Here is a 24,646-nt window from a genome sequence, read left to right on the forward strand (position 1 = left end):
TGTCAGAACCGGGCCAGGCGCCGCATGCCGACCAGCCGCCCGGCGGCGAACAGCACGACGACGGCCAACAGGATGAGGCAGGACGAAATGGCCGCGATGCTCGGATCGGGGGATTCTTCGAGGTAGCGCAAGATTTCGATGGGCAGCGTTTTGTTGCGCGCGTCCGTCAGGAAAATGGAGATCGGGTAGTTGTCCATCGACGCGAGAAACGCGAACAGCCCTGAAGTCAGGAAGGCCGGCGCCAGAGCGGGCACCATCACTTGCGCCACGGCGCGGCCGCGCGACAGGCCCAGCGTTTGCGCCGCCTCCACGAGCCGCAGATCGAAGAGCGCCAGGTTGGCGTGCACCGTGCGTGTCACGTAAGGCAAGGTGATGACGATGTGCCCGATCAGCAGGGAGCAAAACACATTGCGCAGACCCATTTCGCGCAGCACCTGCAGCAACGCCACGCCGATCACCAAGCCCGGCATCAGCAGTGGTGACACCAGGAAGGCCAGCAGCGCCTGGCGCCCGCGAAAATGCCCCTGTTCGATGGCGATGGCGCACAAGGTGCCAAGCACCAGCGCAACGGCGGTCGAGGCCAGCGCCACGCCGACGGACAGGCCCAGCGCGGCGCCGAGGCCGTCCTTGCGCCACATGGCCTCATACCAGCGCCAGGACCAGTGGCCCGTCAGCAGGTCGAAGACCGGACTGTCGCTGAAAGACACCAGCGCTATCACCACCAGCGGCGCCAGCATGAAAGCGGCGGTCGATGAGAGCAGCAACGCATCGCCCCATATTTTCCAGGGTTTGGCTGTCACCTCGCGGCTCCGGCGGCGGTGGTGGTGGTGCTGGAGGTGCTGGTCTTGGCTTGCAGATGGCGGGTCAGCAGCGTGCTGCCGACGACGATGGCGACGGCGATCAGCAACAGCACCACCGCCAGGGTCGAGCCGGCCTGCCGGTCGCGCATGAAGAGATAGGCGCGGGCCACCAGCGCGGGCAAGGTCTGGTAGCGGTCACCAATCAGCAGCGCCGGGATGACATACATCGAAACGGCCATCGAAAATACAAACGCGCAGCCGGCGACCACACCCGGCAGCGACAGCGGCCCGGTGACTCGCGCAAAGGCGTACCAGGGGGTGGCGCCCAGCGTAGCGGCGGCCTCCTTCAGGCACGAATCGATCTGCCGCGCGACGGTGAAGATGGGCAGCACCATGAACGGCAGGAAGACATGCACGGCGGCGATGACCAGCCCGCGTTCATTGAACAGCAGTTTGACGGGTTCGTCGGCCAGCCCCAGCGCCATCGATGTGCTGTTGACCAGGCCGTTGCTGCGCAGCAGGATGGTCCAGGCGAAGCTCTTGACGATCACACCGACCGATAGCGGCAAGATGAGCGCGAGGAACATCAGGGCCTGCACCGCCGGCCGGGCGCGGGCCATGGCGAAGGCAACCGGGTAGCCGATCAGCAGGCACACACTGGTGACCAGCACCGCGATCTTCAGCGTATTCCAGACGACGGTGGCGTTGTAGCCGTCGGAGAAAAACCGGGCGTAGCCGGCCAAGCTCAAGGCACCGCCTGGCGCATGAAAACTGCTGGCCAGCAGCACGGCCAGCGGCAGCGCGAACACCAGCATCAGGTAACCGGCGCCGGGCAGCGCCAGCCAGGCCACGCTGCGGCAAGCGAGGGCGCTCGCCGCAGCGCCTTCGGGCGGCCGCGCGGCGCTCGCTGGAGAACCTTCGCCTTCGGCTGCGGTGTGAGCGCCTTCGGGCGGCCGGGCGGCGCTCACGGCACCTGCACCTGTGCGCCCAGCGCGAAGACCAGCGTGTCTGCCACCGGCCAACTGAGCGAGAGCAGATCGCCATGCGCCGGCGCTGCGCCCAAGTGGGCAGGCAATTCGGCCATCAGGCTTCCCGGCGCACATTCCGGCGCACCGAAATACACCAGCCGGGTCGCGCCACGGTAGACGATTTCGCTGACCGGCAGTGTCAAGCGGTTGTCGCTGGCGCCGTGCAATGCAGTGGTTTCGGGCCTCGCGGTCATGCGCTCAGGCCGAACGCCGACCAGCACCTTCGTGCCGGAGCGAAGGCCGGGCGGCGCGGGGGCGGTGATGTCGCCGCACGCGGTGCGCACCGTCAGCGTGTCGCCTTCGATGCGACTGACCTGGCCCGTCCACTGCGACGACAGGCCAACGAAGTTCAGGGCGAAGGGGGTGCGGGGCCGGGCGTAGATTCGCTCGGGCACGTCGAACTGCTCGATGCAGCCGCCGTTCATGACGGCGATGCGGTCGGACATGACCAGCGCTTCCTGCTGATCATGCGTCACGAAGATGGCCGTCATGCCGGCGTCGCGCAGCATCTGGCGCAGTTCGATCTGCATGGCCTCGCGCAGCTTGCGGTCCAGCGCTGACAGCGGCTCGTCCAGCAGGAGCAGCCGCGGCCGGGTCGCAATCGCCCGGGCCACCGCCACCCGCTGCTGTTGCCCGCCCGACAGCGCCGAGATGGGCCGGTCCGCCAGCGCTGACAGTTGCACAGACTTCAGGGCCGCCGCCACGCCTTTGGCGATCTCGGCCTTGGGCACACCACGCGCCTTGAGGCCGAAAGCAATGTTTTCCCCGACGCTCAGGTGCGCAAACAGCGCATAGCTCTGGAACACCACGCCGATGTTGCGCTGGTGCGCCGGCAGCGCAGTAACGTCGCTGTCTGCCAGCACGATGCGGCCGCCATCGCAGGCCGTCAGGCCCGCAATGATGCGCAGCAGCGTGGTCTTGCCGCAGCCGGACGGCCCGAGCAGCGAGACGAATTCACCCGCACCGACCGCGAGGTCCAGACCGTTGACCACGGTCTGGCTGCCATAGCGCTTGGTGATGCCGGACAGACGCAATGCGCTCATATCGCCATCTCACGGTCCCAGCGCTCGACCCAGCCCTTGCGCCGTTCGCTGATGTAGGCCCAGTCGGGAACGAACACCGTGCCCTTGGGCACGCCGGCCGGCGCTGCCACAGAGGTGTTGGTCGGCCAGGCCAGCGAAATGTCGCAAATCCGCTGCTGCCAGGCGCCCAACATGCATTCGATGAAGGCGTCGGCCAGCGCCTGTTCGGGCGCGCCCTTGACCTTGGCTACGCCCGTGGGCATGGCCATGCCGCCTTCCTTGGGCAGCAGGAAGTCGATCGGCGCGCCCTTGGCCTTGCGGTCAAAGGCGTTGGAACCGATCATGGCGGCGATGGCGCTGGCTTCGCCTTGCTCCAGCAGGTTCAGGGCCTGCGGCACCTGGGTGTAGACCGTCAGCAAGTTGGGCTTGAGTGCCTTGAGCTTCTTGAATGCGGCATCGGGCAGGTACTGCGCCTCCTTCATGGGCTTGCCGGTCTCCAGCATCGCGGCGGCCGCGATCATGGCCAAGCCTTCGGTGTTTTGCAGCGACGGGATGATGAGCTTGTTCTTGAAGGCCGGCTCCCACAGCGTGGCATACGAAGGCAGTTGCCTGAGTTTGCCGGTATTGATCGCCACGCCGGTGGTCGATTGCATGTAGTTGGCCCACATGCCATCCATGTGCACGGTGCCGGGCTTGAGTTTCGCCAGGCTGGGGATGGCGCCGGCGCTGAGCTTGTCGAGCACCCCTTCCTTGACCGCCGCAATCATCACCGGGTCGTCCATCAGCACGACAGACATGTAGGGGCTGCTTTTGTTGCTGAGCATTTTTTCCAGATTGACCAGCGAGCGCGTGCCTTCGAACAACACTTTGCAGCCGGTCTGCTTTTCGAACACCGGAATCAACGGGTCGAGAAAAATCTTGTGGCTGCCAGCACCACCGACCACGATTTCCTTGCCTTTGCCCTGAGCGTGCAGCCAGCCGGGAAAGGCCACAGAGGATGCGGCCAGCAGGTCTTGGCTGAACCTGCGGCGCGTGAGGTTGGGCTTGGCTGGTGTCATCGAGCGCTTCCTTTCGGGCCAGGCCCGCAGGTGGTGAGCGGTGCGACCTCGTGCAGGGGTGTTTGCACCAGAAAAGTGCACGATACATCGGTCAAAGTGCACGATTTTGATTTAAGCAAAAATCATGCGCATGCCTGTCCTTGGACGCTCGTGCCGGCCCCGTTGTCGGCTCGATCGGCACGAGCCGGAGTGCTCAAATACTGCGGCGTCTTGGCCCTTGGGTGGCGTAACGCCTGGCGCTGTGCCCCCTGCCCGCCTTGCCCGATCGTCCGCCCGCCGTTGCAGCGGACTGGCGGGCGTTGCCCCTGCCGGCGCACCGTTGCCTTCAACGGCCATGCCGCCCCACCCGGGGAAAACCCGGACAATCCAATCCGACCGATGTCATGCACAATGACCAATCGACATATGAATTGACATATGAAGAATTAATTGGTCATGCAACATAAGACATAAAGCGTATGGTGACCCCCACTCTGGCAGAACCAGCATGGACAGACCGTGGAACGCTGCCGACGCCGCGCATTTCGCGGCCCGGCACGCAGCGCGCCAGTTGAAGACGGGGCGCCAATGAAACGGCTTCCGGGCGACGCCCAGCTCAACGTTCTGGCGGCCATCAACGCGGCGGTGGTGCTGTGCGCCATTGCGCTCACCGGCGGCGGTTTCATCGATCCCTACAACCTGCAATCGATGGCGGGCCAGGTGCCCGAATTGGGGCTGCTGGCCATTGGCGTGATGCTGGCCATGATCGCCGGCAACGGCGGCATCGACCTGTCGGGCATCGCGCTGGCCAACCTGGCCGGCGTGTGCGCCGGCGTGCTGCTGCCGCACTGGGTCGACGCCGGGCAGACGCCGCTGCTGTTCACCCTGGCATTGGTGGGCGTGGCGCTGGCGGTCGGGCTGCTGGGCGGGCTGCTCAACGGCCTGCTGATCGCCTGCGCCGGGCTGACGCCCACTCTCTGCACGCTGGGCACGCAGTTGGTGTTCGCCGGGCTGGCGGTGGTGCTGTCCGGCGGCTCGGCGGTGCGCATCGGCCTCATCGAGCCGCTGGACTTCATCGGCAACGGACTGGTGCTGGGCCTGCCGCTGTGCTTCATGCTGTTCGTCGGCATCGCGCTGGCCATCGGCGTGTGGCTGCGCCACAGCCCCTTCGGCATGCGACTGTTCCTGATGGGCACCAACCCCAAGGCGGCGCGCTACGCCGGCGTGCCGCAGCGGCGCATGCTGCTGTCGGTGTACACGCTGTGCGGCCTGCTGGCCTCGGTGTCCGGCATCGTGATCGCGGCGCGCAGTTCCAGCGTGAAGTGGGACTACGGCAGTTCCTATGTGCTGATCGCCATCCTGATCGCGGTGATGGCCGGCGTGCGGCCCGAGGGTGGCCACGGCCGGATGCTGTGCCTGCTGCTGTCGGCCACGGCGTTGCAGTTCCTGTCGAGCACCTTCAACTTCCTGGAGGTGTCGAGCTTCTTTCGCGACTGCGCATGGGGGCTGATGCTCTTGCTGTTCGTCGCATCGTCCCGCTTCGACGCGCGCTCGCTGCTGCCGCTGCGCCTGCGTCATGCCGTTGCCGCGCAGTCCCCTCCTGCGGCGCGGTTCAATTCCGGGGGGCTTGCGCCAGCAAGGCAGGAGGAAACCGCACCATGATCCGTCACACCGCATGCACGCTCGCCGCCGTGGCCTGTATCGCCGGCGCCGCGTGGGCGCAGGACAAGCAGAGCATCGTGACCGTGGTCAAGGTCATCGGCGAGAACTGGTTCACCCGCATGGGCGCAGGCGTCAAGGAGTTCGGCCAGACCAACGCCGGCGTTGCCACCAGCATGGCCGGCCCGGCGCGCGGCGACTCGGCGCAGCAACTGCGCGTGATCGAAGACCTGGTGGCCAAGAAGCCGAGCGCCATCACGGTGGTGCCGATGGACCCGAGCATGCTCGAAGGCGTGCTCAAGCGCGCCATGGAGCGTGGCATCGTCATCGTCACGCACGAGGCCGACACCGCCAGGAACACGCAGGCCGACATCGAAGCCTTCGACAACGCGGCTTTCGGCGCGCGCCTGAACGACCGGCTCGCCAAGTGCATGGGCGAGAGCGGCAAGTGGACGAGCTTCGTCGGCTCGCTCGGCAGCCTCACGCACATGCAATGGGCCGGCGGCGGCGCGGGCAACGCGGCCAGATACCCGAAGATGACGCTGGTGGACGCCCACAACGAATCCTTCAACGACGCCAACAAAGCCTACGAAAAGGCCAAGGAAATCCTGCGCAAGCACCCCGACATCGAGGGCTTCCAGGGCGGCTCGGCGATCGACGTGATCGGCATCGGCCGCGCGGTGGAAGAAGCCGGCCTGCAACACAAGACCTGCGTGTTCGGTCTCGGCCTGCCGCAGGACTCGGGCAAGTACCTGGAGACCGGCGCCATCGACGGCATCAGTTTCTGGGACCCGAAGAACGCCGGCTTGGTGATGAACAAGGTGGCCAAGCTGCTGCTCGACGGCAAACCGATCACCGGCGGCATGGACCTGGGCATCCAGGGCTACGACAAGGTCAGCGTCAAGAAAGGCCCGGGCAAGGGCGTGATCATCACCGGCCAGGCCTGGGTGGACGTGGACAAGTCCACCTACAAGCAGTACCCGTTCTGACCCCTGCGATGGCGACCACCCCCGTTGCACCGGACGCGGCTACGGCAGCGCCCTCCTGCGGCCCTCTTTCTGCCCGCTGCTGCCACGGCATATCTGCGCACCCGCGCACCCGCGTTCCCCCGCTGCCGGGCAGTCCCCTCCTGCAGCGCGGTTCCGTTCCGAAGGGGTTTTTCGCAACCAGACCTGGAGACAACACCATGATTCGTCAAACCGTATGTGCGCTCACCGCCGTGGCCTGCATCACCGGCGCCGCGTGGGCGCAGGACAAGCAGAGCATCGTGACCGTGGTCAAAGTCATCGGCGTGAACTGGTTCACCCGCATGGGTGAGGGCGTCAAGGAGTTCGGCGCCGCCAACGCCAGCGTCGCCACCAGCATGGTCGGCCCGGCGCAAGGCGACCCGGCGCAGCAACTGCGCGTGATCGAAGACCTGGTGGCCAAAAAGTCGAGCGCCATCGCCGTGGTGCCGATGGACCCGAGCACGATCGAAGGCGTGCTCAAGCGCGCGATGGAGCGTGGCATCGTCGTCGTCACACACGAGGCCGACACCGCCAGGAACACGCAGGCCGATATCGAAGCCTTCGACAACACGGCCTTCGGCGCGCGCCTGAACGACCGGCTCGCCAAGTGCATGGGCGAGAGCGGCAAGTGGACGACCTTCGTCGGCTCGCTCGGCAGCCGCACGCACATGCAGTGGGCCAGCGGCGGCGCGGGCAACGCGGCCAAGTACCCGAAGATGGCGCTGGTGGACGCGCACAACGAGACCTTCGACAACGCCAACAAAGCCTACGAAAAGGCCAAGGAAATCCTGCGCAAGCACCCCGACATCGAGGGTTTCCAGGGCAGTTCGGCGATCGACGCGATCGGCATCGGCCGCGCGGTGGAAGAAGCCGGGCTGCAACACAAGACCTGCGTGTTCGGCGTCGGCCTGCCGCAAGACGCGGGCAAATACCTGGAGACCGGTGCCATCGACGGCATCAGTTTCTGGGACCCGAAAGACGCCGGCCTGGTGATGAACCAGGTGGCCAAGCTGCTGCTCGACGGCAAGCCGATCACCGACGGCATGAACCTGGGCACGCGCGGCTACGACAAGGTCAGCGTCAAGAAAGGCCCGGGCAAGGGCGTGGTCATCACCGGCCAGGCCTGGGTGGACGTGGACAAGTCCAACTACAAGCAATACCCGTTCTGACCCGGCGATGACGCCAGTTCCTGCCCCGCCGGACGCGGCAGTGCCCTTTCTCGAAGTGCGCGGCGTGCACAAGCGCTTCGCCGGCGTGCATGCGCTGCGCGGCGTGAGCCTGCGCATCGACCCCGGCCGCATCTACCACCTGGTGGGAGAGAACGGCTGCGGCAAGAGCACGCTGATCAAGATCATCTCGGGCGCGCAACCCGCCGACGAAGGCGAACTGCTGATCGAGGGCCGCGCCTGCGCCAAGCTCACGCCGATCGAGGCGCTGGCGGCCGGCATCGAGACGGTCTACCAAGACCTGTCGCTGATAGTCAACCTGAGCGTGGCCGAGAATATCGCGCTCACCGAGCAGTTGGTGCACCACGGCGGGCGCCTGGCGCGGCGGCTGGACCGCCAGCGCCTGGCGCAGACGGCCCGGCTCGCGCTGGCCACGGTGAATCTGCCGAACGACAACGCCTTTCTCGCGACGCAGGTCGGCGAGTTGCCGATCGCGCAGCGCCAACTGGTGGCCATCGCGCGCGCCATCGCCACCCGCGCGCGCATGGTGATCATGGACGAGCCCACCACCGCGCTGACCTGGCGCGAGGTCGACCGCCTCGTGCGCGTGATCGAGCGGCTGCGCGCGCAGGGCGTGTCGGTGCTGTTCGTGAGCCACAAGCTCGACGAATGCCTGGCCATCGGCGGCGAGGTGATCGTGCTGCGCGACGGCGGCCTGGTGATGCAAGGCCCGATCCGCGAACAGACCAAGGCCAGCCTGAGCCACCTCATGACCGGCAAGCAGTTGGACGAACAACGCTTGCGCGCCGCAAGCCCCGGCCGCCATCGGCTGCTGCAGGTGCGCGGCCTCGGGCGGCGCGGGTGCTTCGCCGACATCGACCTCGACCTGCACCAGGGCGAGATCCTCGGCATCACCGGCCTGCTCGATTCGGGCCGCAACGAACTCGCGCAGGCGCTGGCCGGCGTGGCGCCGGCCGACCGGGGGCAGGTCATGCTGGGCAGCCGCAGGCTGGACCTGCGCACGCCTTCGGGGGCCATCGATGCCGGCATTGGCTACGTGCCGCAAGACCGGCTCGACGAGGGCCTGTTCCTGGGCAAGCCGATCGCCGACAACATCGTGGCCGCCGTGCTCGCGCGCCTGTGCAACCGCTGGGGCCTGCTCGACGGACGGCGCGCCCGCGCATTGGCCGAGCGCACCGTGGCCGACCTGCAAGTGGCCACGCCCGACGTGGCGCGGCCGGTGCAGTCGCTCTCGGGCGGCAACCAGCAGCGCGTGCTGATTGGCCGCTGGCTCACCATCGAGCCCCGGGTGCTGGTGCTGCACGGCCCGACCGTCGGCGTGGACGTAGGCTCCAAGGACACCATCTACAGCATCATCCAGCGGCTGGCCGACCGTGGCCTGGGCGTGCTCATCATCAGCGACGACCTGCCCGAGCTGCTGCAAAACTGCGACCGCGTGCTGGTGATGCGCAAGGGCCGCCTGCGCGCGCAGTACGACGCCGCCACGCTGAGCCAGGAAACGCTGTATGCGGCCATGCTGGCCGAAGAAACCACCGAACGAACCACGCAAGAGACAACGCAAGAGACCACCGCAGACGGCACCGGGCAAGCCACTGGAGCCGCCGCATGAGCGCCGCCCGGCCGCCCGAAGGCGCTCATACCGTAGCCGGAGGCGAAGGTGTTCCATCCTTCGCCGCCCGGCCGCCCGAAGGCGCTCATACCGCAGCCGGAGGCGAAGGTATTCCATCGATCGCCGCCCGGCCGCCCGAAGGTGCTCATACCGCAGCCGAAGGCGAAGGTATTCCATCGATCGCCGCCCGGCCGCCCGAAGGCGCTCGCACCGTAGCCGAAGGCGAAGGTACCCCGGTGAGCGCGTCTGCAATGGCCTTCACGCCCGGCCCGCTCGTGCGCGCCAAGGACTGGCTGGTGCGCCGGCCCTCGGCCTTCACGCTGCTGCTGATCGTGGCGCTGTGCGCGGTGGTGGGCGGCATCAACCCGGTCTTTTTCCAGATGTCGAATCTGTTCGACATGGCGCGCGCCTGCGTGGTGGTCGGCCTGTTCGCGCTGGGCGTGCTGATCGTGCTGGCGGCGGGCGGGCTGGACGTGTCGTTCACCGCCATCGCGGCGCTGTGCATGTACGCGATCACCAAGGCCGTGCTGCGCTACGCGCCGGGCACGCCGATCGCGGTGATTTTGCTGGCCGGCGCCGTCGGCGGCGCGCTGCTGGGCGCGCTCAACGGGCTGCTGGTGCATGCGCTGCAAACCCCGTCGCTGATCGTGACCATCGGCACACAGTACCTGTACCGGGGCCTGCTGCTGACCTTCGTCGGGACCTCGCTGTTCATGAACATCCCGGCCTCGATGGAAGCCTTTGGCACGCTGGCGCTGATCGACCGGGTGTCGGCGCAGGGCACGCGCTCGGTGCTGCCGGCCTTCGTGCTGGTGCTGGCGGCGGCGGCGGCGCTGACCTGGTGGCTGCTCAACCGCACGCTCATGGGCCGCGCGGTGTTCGCGATCGGCGGCAGCCTGTCGATCGCGCAGCGGCTGGGCTATCGACTGCGCACGGTGCAGGTGTTCGTGTTCGCCTATGCCGGCCTGCTGGCGGGCGTGGCCGGCATCGTGCATGTATCGAGCAACCGCATGGCCAGCCCGTTCGATCTGCACGGCATGGAGCTCGACGTGATCGCCGCCGTGATCCTGGGCGGCGCGCGCATCACCGGCGGCAACGGCACGGTGGCGGGCACGCTGCTGGGCGTGGTGCTGGTCACGCTGGTCAACAACGTGCTGATCCTGGTCGGCGTGCCAAGCACCTGGCAGAAGGTGATCGTCGGCAGCTTCATCGTGCTGGCCGGCGCGTTCTTTGCCATCCGCCGTTCGCGTTGAGCGCAACCCTGCCGCAGCGCATCCGATGCGGCGCGAAACATCGGGCAACGGCCGCTGAAGGAACATGCCCGCACCACCCGCACACCCGCACCGGCGGCGGTGCCTGCGGCGGCGCGGGCAGGACCGGGGTTCGAGCGCCGCGCCGGATCAGTTCACCAACACCGCGCCCGCCGTTTTGTGGCTGGCGCTGTCGACCAAAATCAGCGACCCCGGCACGCGCGCCTGCTGGAACGGCATGGTCGGCAGGGCTTCTTGCAATTGCAGGTCGACATGGCCGATGGCGTTCGGGCCTAGCTGTGTGGCTGGTTCTTCGGCCAGGGTGTCGATGTCGAGTTTGTGCAGCACGGCCCGGACCTTGGCCTTGACCCAGCGGTGGCCATGCAGCGCCCAGTACACGCGGCCGGCCACCAGCGGCTCGTCGTCGAGCCAGGCCACCGTGGTGCGCAGTTCGCGGCGAGGGGGCCAGGCGGGTGCGCAGGCCGGGTCGGTTGCGGCGGTGGCAGGGGCGGATACCGGCGTGGCAGGCGTGGCAGGCGCGGGCGCTACGGACATGGGGGCCGCCAGTATCCAGTCACCGCGCGAGACATCCAACTCGCGGTCGAGGATGATGCCGGCGCTGCGGCCGGCCAGCGCAGGGCCGGGGCGGCGGGCATGGTCCAGCACCTGGGCCACCGTGGCCGATTGGCCGCTCGGGAAAATCTGCACCGCGCTGCCCGGCGCCACGCTGCCCGTGGCTACACGGCCCCAGAAGATGCGCCGGCCACGGGAGATGTCGGACGATGCCGGGTTCTTCTCGACCCACTGCACCGGCAAGGACAGCGGCAGACCGGTATCGGCCGGGGTGTTGGGCAGCGCCTCGAGCACTTGCAGCAGCGTCGGGCCGGCGTAGCCGCACCAACCCGGATGCGCGTCCACCACGTTCCAGCCCTCGAGGGCCGACAGCGGCACCGCAGCGCCCATGTCCATGCCTGCGGCCTGGGCGAAGCGGGCCAGCGCTCCCTGGATATGCCGGTAGGCCAGGGCCGGGTCTGCCACCGCGTCGAGCTTGTTCACGGCAAAGACCAGCGAGTGCACGCGCAGCAGATGGGCCAGCAAGGCGTGGCGGCGGGTTTGCGGCAGCAAGGCCAGTTGCGGGTTTTGCCAGTCGAGCTTGCTGGCGTCCACCAGCACCACGGCGGCGTCGGCACTGCTGGCGGCGGTGACCATGTTGCGCGTGTACTGCTCGTGGCCGGGCGCGTCGCCAATGATGAACTTGCGCTCCTCGGTGGCGAAGTAGCGGTAGGCCACGTCGATGGTGATGCCCTGCTCGCGTTCTGCCGACAGGCCGTCGGTCAGCAAGGCCAGGTCGGTCTGGCCGCCACGCTGCACGCCGGCCAGATGGTCTTGCAGCACGGCGCGGCTGTCCAGCAGCAAGCGGCCGATCAGCGTGCTCTTGCCATCGTCGACGCTGCCGCAGGTGATGAACTTCAGCGCCGAGGGCGGCACATCGTGGCCACTGGTGCGCGACCGATCTCCATCAGCAGATATCAAATCGATAGTGCTCATCAGAAATACCCGTCCTTTTTGCGCTTTTCCATCGACGCCTCGCTGGTCTGGTCGTCCATGCGGGTGGCGCCGCGTTCGCTCATGTCGGCGGCCAGGGTTTCGAGCACGATGTCGGCGGCCGTGGCGGCCCGGCTTTCCACCGGGCAGGTGCAACTGATGTCGCCCACGGTGCGAAAGCGCACCTGGCGCAGTTCGATCTGCTCGCCGGCGCGCGCCGGGGTCAGCGCGGTCACCGGCACCCACAGGCCCTTGCGCTGCACCACCTGGCGCGGGTGCGTGTAGTACAGCGCGGGCAGCGCGATGCGCTCGCGGGCGATGTATTGCCAGACATCGAGCTCGGTCCAGTTGCTGATCGGGAACACGCGAAAATGCTCGCCCGGTTGCAGCCGGGTGTTGAACAGCGTCCACAGCTCGGGGCGCTGGGCCTTGGGCTGCCATTGGCCGAAGCTGTCGCGGTGCGAGAAGATGCGCTCCTTGGCGCGGGCTTTTTCTTCATCGCGGCGGGCGCCGCCGAGCAAGGCGTCGAAGCCGAACTCCTCGATCGCTTCGAGCAGCGTGACCGACTGGTGCACGTTGCGCGACTCGCCAGGGTGGGCCAGGCGCACGCTGCCACGGGCCATCGAATCCTCGACGCTGCGCACGATCAGTTCGGCGCCCAGTTCCCGGGCGCGCAGGTCGCGGAAATCGGTCACCTCCGGGAAATTGTGGCCGGTATCGATCATCAGCAGCGGGTAAGGGATGCCGCAGCCGCCGTCGGCCCTGGTGCCGAAGGCTTTTTCGGCGCAGCGCAGCATGACCAGCGAGTCCTTGCCGCCGGAAAACAGCAGCGCCGGCCGCTCGAAGGCGGCGGCCACCTCGCGCAGGATGAAGATGGTTTCTTCCTCCAGCGCATCGAGGTGCGCATCGCTGAGTCGATGGCGCTGGCTCGGCAGCAGCGCGGCGGTGTCGGTGCGGGCATTCATGGCAGGGCTTTCTGTCGGGTGACCGTCGGTGTGTCTGGCTTGGCGTGCAGCCCGCATTCCTTGGCCGATTCTTGCTCCCACCACCAGCGGCCGGAGCGCAAATCCTCGCCCAGGCTGATGGCCCGGGTGCAGGGCGCGCAGCCGATGCTGGGGTAGAACCGGTCGTGCAGCGGGTTGTAGTCCACGCCGTGGGTGGCGATGTAATGCCACAGGTCGCCCCAGGTCCAATGGGCCAGCGGGATGAACTTGGTCAGGCCGGCGCTGCCGCGATGGCCGCCGGCACCAGCGGCACCAGCAGTACCAGCGGCGCTATCGGCACCGTCGGCGCCGTCAACGCCATCGGCAGCCACCTCGGACAGGTCGATCAGCGGCATGTCGGCGCGGGCGCCGGACTGCTCGCGGCGCAGGCCGGTGATCCAGGCGCTTTTGCCGGCCAGCGCACGCGCCAGCGGCTCCAGCTTGCGGATGCCGCAGCAGGACTTGCGCAAAGCCATGCTCCGGTACATCGCATCCTGCCCGTGGCTGCGGATGAAGTGCATCACCGCCCCGGTCTCGGGCCGGTACGGCGTGACCGGCGCGCGCGAACCGGCCTGGGTGCGCTCCAGCAGCGCCAGCGTTTCGGTGTGCAGCGCGCCGGTTTCCAGCACGAAGATCGGAATGTCCAGTTGCAGCGCGTTGATCAGGTGGGTGATGACCACATCCTCGGCGCCCAGGCTGGACGCCTGCGTGACGGCATCGGCGCCCAGCGCCGCCGCCTGGCGCAACAGCGCCTGCGTTTGGGCCAGTTTGGCGTCGAACGTGGCGCTGGCGCGGGCATACAGCGCGGTGGCCTTGGCCGGCGGCTGGCCCCGATCGGTGAGGCTGGAACGACTGGCCATCATGCGCCCCGCGCCAACTGCGGCTGGCCGTTCAGCGCGTCGCCCTGGTAGAAACCGGGAAACAGGCTGAACTGGCGCCGGGCGTCGGCCGCATCCACCCCGGCGCGCAGCACGGCGCACGAAAAGCCGGTGCGCCGCATTTGCAGCAACTGGTCGATCAGCACCTCGCCGGTGGCGCGGATCTCGCCCCGAAAGCCCCGGCGGCGGCGCAGCAGATAGGCTTGGCTGAACGCGCGGCCATCGGTAAAGCTGGGGAAATGCAGGTCTACGCGCTCCACGCCATCGAGCGGCAGCGCCAGGGCATTGGCATCGTTGGCCAGGGCCACGCTGCGCGGGTCGCCCTCGGCGGGGGGCTGGTGGTCTTGGTGGCTGAGTATTTTCATCGGGCTCGCAGGTGCTGAGGTCAGCGCAGGGGTCAGGGGGAATGCCGGGGGTGCGGGTGCGCGCCAGATGCGCTCAGGCCATGGCCAGCGCGTCTTGGTGGCGGGCCGACTTGGCCGCTTGTTTGAAAGGCTCCAGGCCCGCGCGGCGCACGGTGGACTGAAAGCCCTCGCCATGCTCGCGCAGCGCGCGGTAGGTGTGCAGCACCGCCTCGATCACATCGGGCACCTCGGCGGCCGAGAACGACGGGCCAATCACCCTGCCGGCGCTGGCCGGGCCGGACGCATCGGAACCATCCGAGCCGCCGAGCGTGACCTGGTACCACTCCTGGCCGTCCTTGTCCACGCCCAGAATGCCGATATGGCCGCTGTGGTGGTGGCCGCAACTGTTGATGCAGCCGCTGATGTGCAGGTCGATCGGGCCGATGTCCTCGAGCTCGTCCAGGTCCTGGTAGCGCTGGGTGATGGCCTCGGCAATCGGCAGCGAGCGGGCATTGGCCAGCGCGCAAAAGTCGCCACCGGGGCAGGCAATCATGTCGGTGAGCAACTGCACATTGGCACTGGCCAGGCCCAGGGAGCGCGCTTGCTGCCACAGCGCGAACAGGCGGCTGGCAGGCACCCAGGGCAGCAATATGTTCTGCTCATGCGTCACGCGCGCTTCGCCTGCCGAATACTGGTCCACCAGATCGGCCAAGGCCAGCAACTGCGCGCTGCTGGCGTCGCCGGGCGCCTGGCCGGGGCGCTTGAACGAGAGCGTCACGGCGCGCAGTTGCGGATTGCGGTGCGCATGCACATTGCGCCGCAGCCAGCGGCCAAAGGCCGGGTGCTCGGCCGCAAGGGCCGACAGCCTGGCCTGGAGCACGGCCGGGTCGGCCTCGGGCTGCGTGGCCAGCACCGGCGCGACGAAGCAGGCGGCCACGCGGTCGAACTCGGCCTGGGAAATGGTGTGGGGGCCGCCGTCGATCTCGACGATCTGGCGGAACTCCTCCTCCACATCGTCGATGTACTGCTGGCCCTCGGCCTTGACCAGAATCTTGATGCGCGCCTTGTACTTGTTGTCGCGGCGGCCACGGGCGTTGTACACGCGCACGATGGCCTCGATGTAATTCATGATCTGCTGCCACGGCAAAAACCCGCGGATCACCGTCGCAATCAGCGGCGTGCGCCCCATGCCGCCGCCCACCAGCACCTTGAAGCCGATCTCGCCCGCCCCGTTGCGCACCAGATGCAGGCCGATATCGTGCCAGCCCGTCGCAGCGCGGTCATCGCTGGCGCCGCTGACCGCGATCTTGAACTTGCGCGGCAAAAAAGCGAACTCGGGGTGCAGCGTGCTCCACTGGCGCAGGATTTCGGCGTAAGGGCGGGGGTCTACGACTTCATCGACCGCCACCCCCGCCAGCGCGTCGGTAGTGGTATTGCGGATGCAGTTGCCGCTGGTCTGTATGCCGTGCATGTCGACGCTGGCCAGCAGGTCCATCACCTCGGCGCTGTCGGCCAGCGCGATCCAGTTGAACTGCACATTGGTGCGGGTGGTGAAATGGGCGCAGTTTTTCGGCAAAAACAGGGTGCCGAGCTTGCCCTGCCCCTGCATCGCGGCCTGGTACACATCCGCTTGCGGCTCATCGTAGTCCCGCGCGATGCGCGCGAGCATGCGCAACTGGCGGCTGGCGATCTCGCCATACGGCACGGCCACGCGCAGCATCGGCGCATAGCGCTGCACATACCAGCCGTTTTGCAAGCGCAAGGGGCGAAAGTCGTCTTCACTGAGCAGGCCAGCCTGCCAGCGCCCGAGCTGGTCGCGAAACTGCCGGGCGCGCTGCTGCACGAATTGCTTGTCGAATGCGGTGTACTGGTACATGGAATCACGGTATCGGTTGGGCGCCCACCCGGGCGAGGGCAAGCCCGGCGGTGCGGGGGAGCATGGCGGCGAATGTAGAGGGCTTGTTTATGGAAGCAAACTATTATTTCTTGCTGCCGTTATTCGTATTGGCTTATAAGCAATCAGTGCAGACCAGTCCCAGCGCCAGCACGACCATGGTCAGGGCGATCACGCTGTCCAGAATCCGCCAGGCCAGCGCGGTCGCAAACACCGGCGCCAGCCAGCGTGCGCCATAGCCCAGCGCAACGAACCACAGCACGCTGGCCAGCGTGGCACCGGCGGCAAAGCCGGCGCGGGCCGTCGGGTCGTAGGGGCTGGCGATGGTGCCGAGCAGCAAGACGGTGTCCAGATACACATGCGGATTGAGCCAGGTCAGCGCCAATGCCGTCAGCAGCACCCGGGCCCGGGCGCCGGCAGCACTGCCGGCGTCGGCGGCGCCCGACGGCATGGCCTGCGGGCGACAGACGCGCACCGCTGTCTTGAGCGCGTAGAGCAGCAGGAATGCCGCCCCCAGCCAGCGCGCACCCCAGGCCAGCATCGGGTGCGCGGCCAGCGCCACGCCCACCCCCCAGACCCCGGCCTGTATCAGCAGCGCGTCCGACAGCGCGCACACCAGCACCACCCCCGGCACCTGCTCACGCCGCAGCCCTTGGCGCAGCACGAAAGCGTTCTGGGCGCCGATGGCGATGATCAGCATGGCCCCGGACGTGAAGCCGTGGACGATGGCCTGAAGGACATTCAGCGCGCCCATTTCAGGCGCGCCCGTCCAGCGTCACCGGCACCCGCTGCGCCAGCGCGCACATCAGCTCATAGCCCAGGGTGCCACCCGCCTGCGCCACTTCGTCGATCGACAGCACAGCGCCGCTGCTGGCGCGCCCCCAGAGCGTGACCTCGCTGCCAAAGCCCGGTTGCAGGCCGGCTCGTTGCAGCGGCGTGAGGTCCACGGTCAGCATGTCCATGCTCACCCGCCCGACGACGCGGGTGCGTATGCCATCCACCAGCACCGGCGTGCCGGTGCCGCAATGCAATGGGTAGCCGTCGGCATACCCGCAGGCGGCCACGCCGATCGCCATCGGCCCCGGGGCCACGAAGCGCGCGCCATAGCCCACCGTGTCGCCGGCCTGCAACTGCTGCACGCCAATCAGGCGGGTGGCCAGCGTCATGGCCGGTTGCAGGCCCCAGTGGCCGGCGTCGTGCCCGGGAAAATCGGGGGCACTGCCATACAGCACGATGCCGGCGCGCACCCAGTCGGCACGCACGCTGGCGTCGGCCGCATGGCGCAGGGTGGCCGCGCTGTTGCACAGGCTGCGCGCGCCGGGCAGGTCTTGCGTGGCGCGCACGAACGCAGCCAATTGCGGCGCGATGCCGCGCGGGCCATCGGCGTCGCTGAAATGGGCCATGAGCGATATTTCGTCGACCTGCGCCAGCGCGCCCAGCCGCGCCCAGGCGCTGCGGTAGCGCTGCGGGGCAAAGCCCAGGCGGTTCATGCCCGCGTTCAGCTTCAAAAAGACATGCTGCGGCGCCTGGCTCCGGTGCGCGGCCAGCATGTCGATCTGCTCGTCGCAGTGCACGACATGCCACAGCCCCAGGCGCGAGCACAGTTCCAGATCGCGCGGCTCGAACACGCCTTCGAGCAGCAGGATCGGGCCGCGCCAGCCCAACCCGCGCAAACCCTGGGCCTCGGCCAAGTCCAGCAGCGCAAAGCCGTCAGCGCCGCGCAGACTCTCGAACACGCGCGCAATGCCATGCCCGTAGGCATTGGCCTTGACCACCGCCCAGACCTTGGCGTCGGGCACGGACTGGCGCACGCGCCGCAGGTTGGCCTGCAATGCGCTGCTGTGGATGCGAGCTTGTATCGGGCGTGGCATGGGGACTTTCGCTGGCAAAGGCCAAGCCTCGTATTCTGGCATCGCCGCCATTGACCCGCGTGATATAACCGCCTGCCACTGGCTCCGGCAGCCACGGCAGCCACGCGACGGTGCAGCACGAGGCGGCCACGGTGGCGACAGTTCCATAACGATTTTTCACCCCCCATCCGACAGGTCATCAGCCAAGCTGCTGCAGCCACCAGCCATTCGATGAAGCGCGGTTTTTACACCATCATGTCGGCGCAGTTCTTCAGCTCGCTGGCCGACAACGCGCTTTTCGTGGCGGCCGTCGAACTGCTGCGAACCGAAGGTGTTCCCGAATGGCAACATGCCGCGCTGGTGCCGATGTTTGCTCTTTTCTATGTACTGCTGGCGCCCTTCGTGGGCGCTTTCGCCGACGCGCTGCCCAAAGGCCGGGTGATGTTCGTCAGCAATGCCATCAAGGCAGCAGGCTGCCTGATGATGCTGTACGGCTCGCACCCGCTGATGGCCTACGCCGTGGTCGGGCTGGGGGCTGCGGCCTACTCGCCGGCCAAGTACGGCATCCTCACCGAACTGCTGCCGGCGTCGCAATTGGTCAAGGCCAACGGCTGGATCGAGGGGCTGACCATTGCGTCCGTCATCCTGGGCGTGCTGCTGGGCGGCCAGTTGGTCGGCCCGAGCCTGTCGAGCAAACTGCTGAGCATCGACATTCCGCTGATCGACACCGGGGTGGAAACCCCGGCCGAGTCGGCCATCGCCGTGCTGATCGCGGTGTACGCGCTGGCGGCCTGGTTCAATATCCGCATTCCGCACACCGGGGTCGAAATGCGCCCGCTGCGCGCCGACCCTGCGCGCAGCGTGTTCGCCAACGCACTGGCGCTGCTGCCCGACTTTCATGCCTGCAACCGCCGCCTGTGGCGCGACAAGCTCGGCCAGATCTCGCTGGCCACCACCACATTGTTCTGGGGCGTGGGCGGCAACCTCAAATTCATCGTGCTGGCCTGGGCCGCCGTGGCGCTGGGCTACAACACCACCGAGGCATCGGCATTGACCGGCGTGGTCGCCATTGGCACGGCGGTGGGCGCCGTGCTGGCGTCACTGCGCATGCGCCTGTACATGGCCGACCGCGTGATTTCGCTGGGCATTGCGATGGGGCTGCTGCTGATCCTGATGGTGTTCATCCACGACATCTGGCTGGCGATCCCGCTGCTCATCCTACTCGGCGGCCTGGGCGGCTTCCTGGTGGTGCCGATGAACGCGTTGCTGCAGCACCGGGGCCATAACCTGATGGGCGCGGGCCGCTCGATCGCGGTGCAAAACTTCAACGAACAAGCCTGCATCCTGGGCCTGGGCGCGTTCTACAGCCTGTCGCTCAAGCTCGGCCTGTCGGTGTCTGCCGCGATCACGACATTTGGCCTGGTGGTCGGGGGCAGCATGTGGCTCATCCGCCAGTGGCACCAGCACAACTGCGTCAGGCACCGCGAAGAGGTCAGGCACCTGCTCGATATCGCGCGGCACGATACACACCATTGAACCGGCTGGATACGCCCAACGCCATCCATTTCTGGATGCACCATGCCAAAGAACACCGCACCGCTGCCTGATGGGGCGCTTGTGCTGTCATCCGCAGCGCGCCTTCAACGCATCCCGCCTGACGCCGTGCGGGTCGGCGGCACGGCATCTGCAATTCATGCAAAGCATCGTTTTTCTCATATGAACCGTTGGAAACAACGGTCGTGGACTACCACGGTGAACGAATGACCGTGCCGACCGAGGGTGAAATTCTGCGCATCAAGGGATGATTGATTTTCAAGTGTAACGCCACACGAGATTACCTTGATTTCATTGCACTGGCAGATCATATGGGCGATGACAGTATTGCACATGCGTTGCAGTCGTTTGATCGTTGATACCCGCAGGCCAGTGGCGAATCACCCTTGCAGCAATTGCAAATTCAACTTGCCAATGCCGTTCCATACGACCTGGAAGACACCGAACCGGGCGAGTACAAGAGCCTCGATCCGCGCTGGCTGGCTGGAACGCGATCGAGGCCACTGGCTCGCACGTTGCCACCGTCATTTTGATCGGTGGCGGATGAGGCAGGGCGGCGTCTGGCTCGACGGCTGGCCCGGCGACGCAGGCACCCAGTGTCCATGGCAAAGTCTGGGCAGCCACCTTCACCCCCACGGCCAGCCGGCCCAACAATGGCGACTGGCTCGAGGACGACACCGGCACCTGGGTGAACCTGGCCAGCGAACCCTGCGGCGGCAAGGTGGGCACCGAAGGCGGGCGCACAAGGCTGGACTTTCAACTCCGGGACGGCCAATACGATGCCGACGGCCAGATCGATGGCAGCCCCCGGCACTGCGGCGAAGGTGCCACTGTCCGTCGCCGGGCAGGCACCCGAGGCCGATTCGCATGGGCTTTGGTTCCAATTCCATTTCCAAAATCGTTCGTGCACGCGAAGGCGAAGCGCAGACAGTGCAAATGTGCGGCAAGCGAAGCCGACAAAGTGCATGGATGATTCAGGAATCGAATAACGAACCCGCTGCGCTTTCGGTGCCCGACGACAGGCTTTGACGAATACCCGGCTTTTCACCACCGCCGCAGCGACTGGCACGGCCAAAACGGCTAATATCCAGGCATGGGCAACCCACGCGACTGCTTGACAAATCCCCGGTGCGCACTGGCGCCCAAACACAGCGTTGCCGCTGGCAGTGGCCTGCGATGGCCGGCCCGTTGCCGGGCTGGCACAGGCCGTCCAGTGGGCGTTTTTCCGAACGGCTGAAAACAGGCAACATCGACCCGACTGCCTGACACTCCGGCCCCACCTCCAGCGAAAGAGACCCCCACCATGAGCACCGATCTTTCCCCGATCGTCTCGGAGTTCGAAACCTCCGACCAGCAAGCCAGCTACACCGAATGGCTACGCGCCAAGGTCGCGGCCAGTCTTGCCGACCCGCGCCCGGCTATTCCTCATGATGAGGTAGAGCGGCGTATGGCTCAACGACTGGCTCAGCTACGCAAGCACCAAGTGTCCTGATGCTGCCGATCTTCTGGCTAGAGACAGCCGACACCGATCTGGCCGACATCACACAATACATCGGCCTGCGCGACATCAATGCAGCAGAGCGCATGTGGCACCGCCTGCGCAACTGCGTCCTGCCGCTGTCAGAGCACCCATACCTATACCGCATCAGCGAGCGTGTTCCCGGTCTGCGCGAAATCGTCGCGCATCCCAACTACCTCGTGTTGTACCGGGTCACAGCGACCCGCATCGAAGTCGTGAACGTGGTGCATACCCGTCGTGAATTCCCCCAGCACTCCAATGACGGCCCCTGAAACCATTGCCGCTTCGCTTGCCTGCCCGCGCTTGCGCTCGCTCGATCGCAAGGCGTTGCGCAGCAGCAACCCGGGCCGCCCTCCCATGGCTGCAACAACAGTAACAGTAGGTGATGGGCCGCACCCGGTCTATACTCCGCTCCACGGCGTTCGTTCCAGAATCGTGACAATCTGTCAGAGATATCGCCCGCCACTGGGCAGACGCAGCCCCGCCAGACAAGGTACGGCACTGACACACACTTGCGCTGTGGCACTGAGCACAAGCGGATGACCGAAGCCCGATCAACCCCTCTTCATCCCACCAATCCATTCTCATTCCATCGAAAGGAACACACCGTGGCCCACAGCATCACCATGGATAACTCCGCCCTCAAAGCCGGCGAAACGGCGAGAGTCACCGTCTTCATCGACAACACTTACAACCCGGTATTGCGAGGCACAGGGACGCGCCTTCGGCTCGATGGCCTGGACTTTTCGCAGGCCCCTGGCACTGTGCTGTATGTGACCAGCGAGACGGTCGCCGGGGGTGACAATTACTACTTCGACCTCACCCCCACCCCGAACACGCAGAACGCCGGCGGCACCATCCGCATGAGCATTCCCGCCTCAGGTGACCGCCCTGCCATCAACCTGAGCAAGACCTACACCGCCGACACCCAGCGGCCCACTCTCGCCACCACCTACCGGTTCTCGCCCGACTGCGACTTGACCGCCGGCGATACAGCCACCATCACCTTCAGCTTTTCCGAGCCGGTCACCGGCTTCACCATCGATGACCTGACGATACCGACGGGCAAGGGCACGCTGAGCAACCTGCGCACCACCGACGGCGGCACCACTTGGACGGTAGACCTGAGGGCGCCGGCCACCTTGCCGGCCAACACCCCTGAGGATGTCCAGATCACCGTCAACATGGCCGGCATCACCGATGCTGCGGGCAACGCGGGCACGGGAAGCGCAACCCTTGCCACCTACAGCCTCGGCAACAAGCCGCCCAGCATCGTCTCTGTGGTCGGCCCCACCTCCATCGTCTTGGACGACACCGACGTCACCATTACCTTCACCTTCAGCGAGGCAGTCACCGGCTTCACGTTGGCCAACATCAATTTGGACAACTCCAGTGCCTCTCCCTACATCACCTACAGCCCGAAAGCGCCGGTCAGCGCAGATGGTGGCCGCACCTGGACCATCACCTACCGTGCCGCTCCGCGCACCACGGATTCCACCAACACCGTCAGCATCCGCAACCTCGATGGCGTGCGTGACCTCGCAGGCAACGCCGCAGTGCCTAACTCCAGCGCCAGCACCGACAACTACGAGGTCGATGCCGAGGATCCCCATCCCACCAGCGCTACGTTTGACAAAGCGCGCCTCACCGCTGGCGAAACCGCCACCGTCACCATCACTTTCAACGAGAGCGTCGTCAGTGGCCTCACCGAAGCTGCCATTCAGATCGCCAACGGTTCTGTGAGCAACCTGAGGTCGGTCGCCGGCTCCGACGGCAGAGTCTGGACAGTCACCTTCACACCCACGGCCAACCTGGCGCGCACCAGCAGCTCGATCACAGTAAATGTGGACGGCCTCAGAGATCGCGCCGGCAACACCAGCTCTGGTTCCCAGCCGTTCTACGACTCCACCATCGTCATCGACACCAAGGTCTTTGTCGTCAACGCCGCCACGGTGAACGGCAAGCAGTTGGTATTGCGCTACAGCGATGAAACCATGCTGGACCCGGACCAGACCCACAACGCGCCCAACGATGCCTTCGTGGTGCTGGTCGATGGCGTGCGCAACAACGTCACCGGCGTGGCCGTGGATGCAGCGGCCAAGACCGTCACGCTGACGCTTGAGGGCGCGGTGAGCAAGGACCAGCAGGTGACCGTCGCCTACAACGACCCCAGCACCGGCAACGACCCGCAAGCGGTGCAGGAGGCCGGCACCGGCACCACCAGCGGCCACGACGCGGCCAGTTTCGCGGCCAAGCCGGTGACCAACCTCACCCGGCCCCCGGTCGCACCCGCCACACCGGAGGCGCCGGATGCGCCGGACTCCGACCGCGACGGTCTGTCCAACAACCGGGAGGACCAGGCCCCCGGCCTGCTGCGCCCCGACGGCTCGGCCGGCCTGGCTGGCGACGGCAACGGCGATGGCGTCAAAGACAGCCTGCAGGTCGCCGTCGCTTCGACCCGCGACCTGACCCTGGTGGCCGGCAGCCGGGACGGCAAACTGATCCCCGACAGCAACGCGCGCATCACCGAACTGGTGCGCAGCGATGCCCCGGCCAAGCTGCCCAAGGGCATGGAGATGCCGCTCGGCCTGACCTCATTCAAGGTATCGCTGGCCGAAGGCCGCAGCACCGAGAGCTTCAGCCTGTACGTAGATTCGGCGCTCGGCGCCAACGGCTACTGGCTCAAGAACGGCGCCGGCACCTGGGTGAACCTGGCCAGCGAACCCTACGGCGGCAAAGTGAGCAGCGAAGGCGGGCGCACGCGGCTGGACTTTCAGATCCAGGACGGCGGCGAGTACGACGCCGACGGCCAGGCCGATGGCAGCATCACCGCCCCCGGCGCCGTGGCGAAGATGCCGCTGTCCATCCTCGGGCAGACGCCCCAGGTCGATTCGCATGGGTACTGGTTCTAACGATTCTGCGGGCGCCAAATGCCCAGGCATGACGACGACCTGCTGGAAAGTAGGGGGGGGGTGTTCAGCACGCAGGCGTTGGCCCGTGGAACGCGGCTGGCGGCACTGAAAACCACTCGGTGCCGCAGGGCAGGTCGATAGCCTGCTGGAGGTTGAACTGGGTGTCGTAGCTCAGTCCCGCCGCTGCACAGGCCGCCGGGTTGCGCTCGCGCAAGATCGAGAACTCGCCCCGGTGCAGCGGCCTGCGATGACCGGTCTGCTGCCGGGCGGCGCGGGCCGGTGGGCGTTTTTTTCGCATGACTGAAAACCAACATGTGACAGATTGGTAGATTGCGGGCTGCGCCTGCGCTATACTCCGCAGCGCGAAATTCGTTTCCAGTTGTCAAAGATGTCACGCCGCCGGGCGGAAAAGGGGCATCACCGACACGCCTGCGCTGTGGCGGTGACCACGGCGGATGACCGAAACCCGATCAACCTCTTCGCCATTTCACCGGAAAGAAAACACTATGGCCAATGTCATCACCGTTCCAGACCGCTCCATCACGATCGGCGAAACCCAGAGAATCGC

Annotated in this window: 23 protein-coding genes and 1 pseudogene; 12 read left to right on the forward strand and 12 right to left on the reverse strand. The window is 66.7% G+C overall.

All coding sequences use genetic code 11. From position 1 onward, the window contains the following. Window positions 1-2: 2 nt before the first annotated feature. From VEIS_RS20890 to VEIS_RS20905, 4 genes are read right to left on the reverse strand one after another with little or no spacing between them, the layout of a single operon-like run. Window positions 3-800 carry an ABC transporter permease gene (locus tag VEIS_RS20890; RefSeq protein ID WP_011812011.1) on the reverse strand — a complete coding sequence of 266 codons (798 nt, stop codon included), beginning with the start codon at window positions 798-800 and terminating at the stop codon, window positions 3-5. Next, window positions 797-1,768: an ABC transporter permease gene (locus VEIS_RS20895; protein WP_198137908.1), complete on the reverse strand. Its 972-nt coding sequence runs from the start codon at window positions 1,766-1,768 to the stop codon at window positions 797-799. The genes VEIS_RS20890 and VEIS_RS20895 overlap by 4 nt, the downstream gene beginning before the upstream one ends. Continuing rightward, window positions 1,765-2,871 carry an ABC transporter ATP-binding protein gene (locus VEIS_RS20900; RefSeq protein ID WP_011812013.1) on the reverse strand — a complete coding sequence of 369 codons (1,107 nt, stop codon included), beginning with the start codon at window positions 2,869-2,871 and terminating at the stop codon, window positions 1,765-1,767. Before VEIS_RS20900 ends, VEIS_RS20895 begins: the two co-directional genes overlap by 4 nt. Continuing rightward, complete coding sequence (locus tag VEIS_RS20905) at window positions 2,868-3,908, reverse strand: extracellular solute-binding protein (RefSeq protein ID WP_011812014.1); 1,041 nt, start codon at window positions 3,906-3,908, stop codon at window positions 2,868-2,870. Before VEIS_RS20905 ends, VEIS_RS20900 begins: the two co-directional genes overlap by 4 nt. 567 nt (window positions 3,909-4,475) lie before the next feature. Between VEIS_RS20905 and VEIS_RS20910 the strand changes: the two genes are divergently transcribed. The 5 genes from VEIS_RS20910 (at window position 4,476) to VEIS_RS20930 (ending at window position 10,602) form a co-directional block, all read left to right on the forward strand. Then, window positions 4,476-5,549, forward strand: a complete 1,074-nt coding sequence (locus VEIS_RS20910) for an ABC transporter permease (RefSeq protein ID WP_011812015.1) — start codon at window positions 4,476-4,478, stop codon at window positions 5,547-5,549. Further along, window positions 5,546-6,535, forward strand: a complete 990-nt coding sequence (locus VEIS_RS20915; protein ID WP_011812016.1) for a substrate-binding domain-containing protein — start codon at window positions 5,546-5,548, stop codon at window positions 6,533-6,535. Before VEIS_RS20910 ends, VEIS_RS20915 begins: the two co-directional genes overlap by 4 nt. A 197-nt stretch (window positions 6,536-6,732) precedes the next feature. After that, the gene (locus tag VEIS_RS20920; protein ID WP_011812017.1) at window positions 6,733-7,722 is read left to right on the forward strand and encodes a substrate-binding domain-containing protein; all 990 of its coding nucleotides are present in this window, start codon (window positions 6,733-6,735) and stop codon (window positions 7,720-7,722) included. A 7-nt stretch (window positions 7,723-7,729) separates the two neighbouring features. Next, complete coding sequence (locus VEIS_RS20925) at window positions 7,730-9,349, forward strand: sugar ABC transporter ATP-binding protein (protein WP_011812018.1); 1,620 nt, start codon at window positions 7,730-7,732, stop codon at window positions 9,347-9,349. A 251-nt stretch (window positions 9,350-9,600) separates the two neighbouring features. Next, window positions 9,601-10,602, forward strand: a complete 1,002-nt coding sequence (locus VEIS_RS20930; RefSeq protein WP_011812019.1) for an ABC transporter permease — start codon at window positions 9,601-9,603, stop codon at window positions 10,600-10,602. Window positions 10,603-10,749: 147 nt separating this feature from the next. Here VEIS_RS20930 and VEIS_RS20935 read toward each other — a convergent pair whose 3' ends face one another. From VEIS_RS20935 to alr, 7 genes are all read right to left on the reverse strand, one after another. Beyond that, window positions 10,750-12,147, reverse strand: coding sequence for a sulfate adenylyltransferase subunit 1 (locus VEIS_RS20935; RefSeq protein ID WP_011812020.1), 1,398 nt, complete (start codon window positions 12,145-12,147; stop codon window positions 10,750-10,752). Continuing rightward, window positions 12,147-13,109: a sulfate adenylyltransferase subunit CysD gene (cysD, locus tag VEIS_RS20940; RefSeq protein ID WP_011812021.1), complete on the reverse strand. Its 963-nt coding sequence runs from the start codon at window positions 13,107-13,109 to the stop codon at window positions 12,147-12,149. The genes VEIS_RS20935 and cysD overlap by 1 nt, the downstream gene beginning before the upstream one ends. Continuing rightward, a complete protein-coding gene (locus VEIS_RS20945) occupies window positions 13,106-13,987 on the reverse strand; it encodes a phosphoadenylyl-sulfate reductase (RefSeq protein WP_011812022.1) in 882 nt (293 codons plus the stop codon). Before VEIS_RS20945 ends, cysD begins: the two co-directional genes overlap by 4 nt. After that, on the reverse strand, window positions 13,987-14,370 hold the full coding sequence (locus tag VEIS_RS20950; protein ID WP_011812023.1) for a DUF934 domain-containing protein: 384 nt from the start codon (window positions 14,368-14,370) through the stop codon (window positions 13,987-13,989). The genes VEIS_RS20945 and VEIS_RS20950 overlap by 1 nt, the downstream gene beginning before the upstream one ends. Before the next feature lie 73 nt (window positions 14,371-14,443). Beyond that, entirely contained in the window at window positions 14,444-16,225 is a 1,782-nt protein-coding gene (locus tag VEIS_RS20955; protein ID WP_011812024.1) for a nitrite/sulfite reductase, read from the reverse strand. A 133-nt stretch (window positions 16,226-16,358) separates the two neighbouring features. Then, window positions 16,359-16,997 (reverse strand): LysE/ArgO family amino acid transporter, encoded by a 639-nt coding sequence (locus tag VEIS_RS20960; RefSeq protein WP_011812025.1) that lies wholly within the window; start codon window positions 16,995-16,997, stop codon window positions 16,359-16,361. Window position 16,998: 1 nt separating this feature from the next. Beyond that, window positions 16,999-18,114: an alanine racemase gene (gene alr, locus VEIS_RS20965; protein ID WP_011812026.1), complete on the reverse strand. Its 1,116-nt coding sequence runs from the start codon at window positions 18,112-18,114 to the stop codon at window positions 16,999-17,001. Between the two features lie 210 nt (window positions 18,115-18,324). Here alr and lplT point away from each other — a divergent pair, with 210 nt between their 5' ends. The 7 genes and pseudogenes from lplT to VEIS_RS20980 all read left to right on the forward strand — a co-directional run bounded on the left by lplT (window position 18,325) and on the right by VEIS_RS20980 (window position 24,078). Beyond that, on the forward strand, window positions 18,325-19,629 hold the full coding sequence (lplT, locus tag VEIS_RS20970) for a lysophospholipid transporter LplT (protein ID WP_011812027.1): 1,305 nt from the start codon (window positions 18,325-18,327) through the stop codon (window positions 19,627-19,629). 42 nt (window positions 19,630-19,671) lie between these two features. Beyond that, window positions 19,672-19,857, forward strand: a complete 186-nt coding sequence (locus VEIS_RS29220; RefSeq protein WP_157048621.1) for a hypothetical protein — start codon at window positions 19,672-19,674, stop codon at window positions 19,855-19,857. Window positions 19,858-20,299: 442 nt separating this feature from the next. Continuing rightward, window positions 20,300-20,528: pseudogene (locus tag VEIS_RS31735) on the forward strand (Ig-like domain-containing protein); the annotation flags it as partial. Then, window positions 20,515-20,676 carry a hypothetical protein gene (locus VEIS_RS29225; protein ID WP_157048622.1) on the forward strand — a complete coding sequence of 54 codons (162 nt, stop codon included), beginning with the start codon at window positions 20,515-20,517 and terminating at the stop codon, window positions 20,674-20,676. The pseudogene VEIS_RS31735 and the gene VEIS_RS29225, both read left to right, overlap by 14 nt. Window positions 20,677-20,950: 274 nt before the next feature. Continuing rightward, a complete protein-coding gene (relB, locus tag VEIS_RS27075; protein WP_011812029.1) occupies window positions 20,951-21,139 on the forward strand; it encodes a type II toxin-antitoxin system RelB family antitoxin in 189 nt (62 codons plus the stop codon). Next, a complete protein-coding gene (locus VEIS_RS20975) occupies window positions 21,139-21,438 on the forward strand; it encodes a type II toxin-antitoxin system RelE/ParE family toxin (RefSeq protein WP_011812030.1) in 300 nt (99 codons plus the stop codon). The genes relB and VEIS_RS20975 overlap by 1 nt, the downstream gene beginning before the upstream one ends. 336 nt (window positions 21,439-21,774) lie before the next feature. Continuing rightward, the gene (locus tag VEIS_RS20980) at window positions 21,775-24,078 is read left to right on the forward strand and encodes an Ig-like domain-containing protein (protein ID WP_041950241.1); all 2,304 of its coding nucleotides are present in this window, start codon (window positions 21,775-21,777) and stop codon (window positions 24,076-24,078) included. A gap of 64 nt (window positions 24,079-24,142) precedes the next feature. Here the strand turns inward: VEIS_RS20980 and VEIS_RS20985 are convergent, their stop codons facing one another. Next, on the reverse strand, window positions 24,143-24,376 hold the full coding sequence (locus VEIS_RS20985) for a hypothetical protein (protein ID WP_041950242.1): 234 nt from the start codon (window positions 24,374-24,376) through the stop codon (window positions 24,143-24,145). Window positions 24,377-24,646 lie beyond the last annotated feature (270 nt).

The sequence above is a fragment of the Verminephrobacter eiseniae EF01-2 genome (assembly GCF_000015565.1).
GTDB classification, from domain to species: domain Bacteria; phylum Pseudomonadota; class Gammaproteobacteria; order Burkholderiales; family Burkholderiaceae_C; genus Acidovorax; species Acidovorax eiseniae.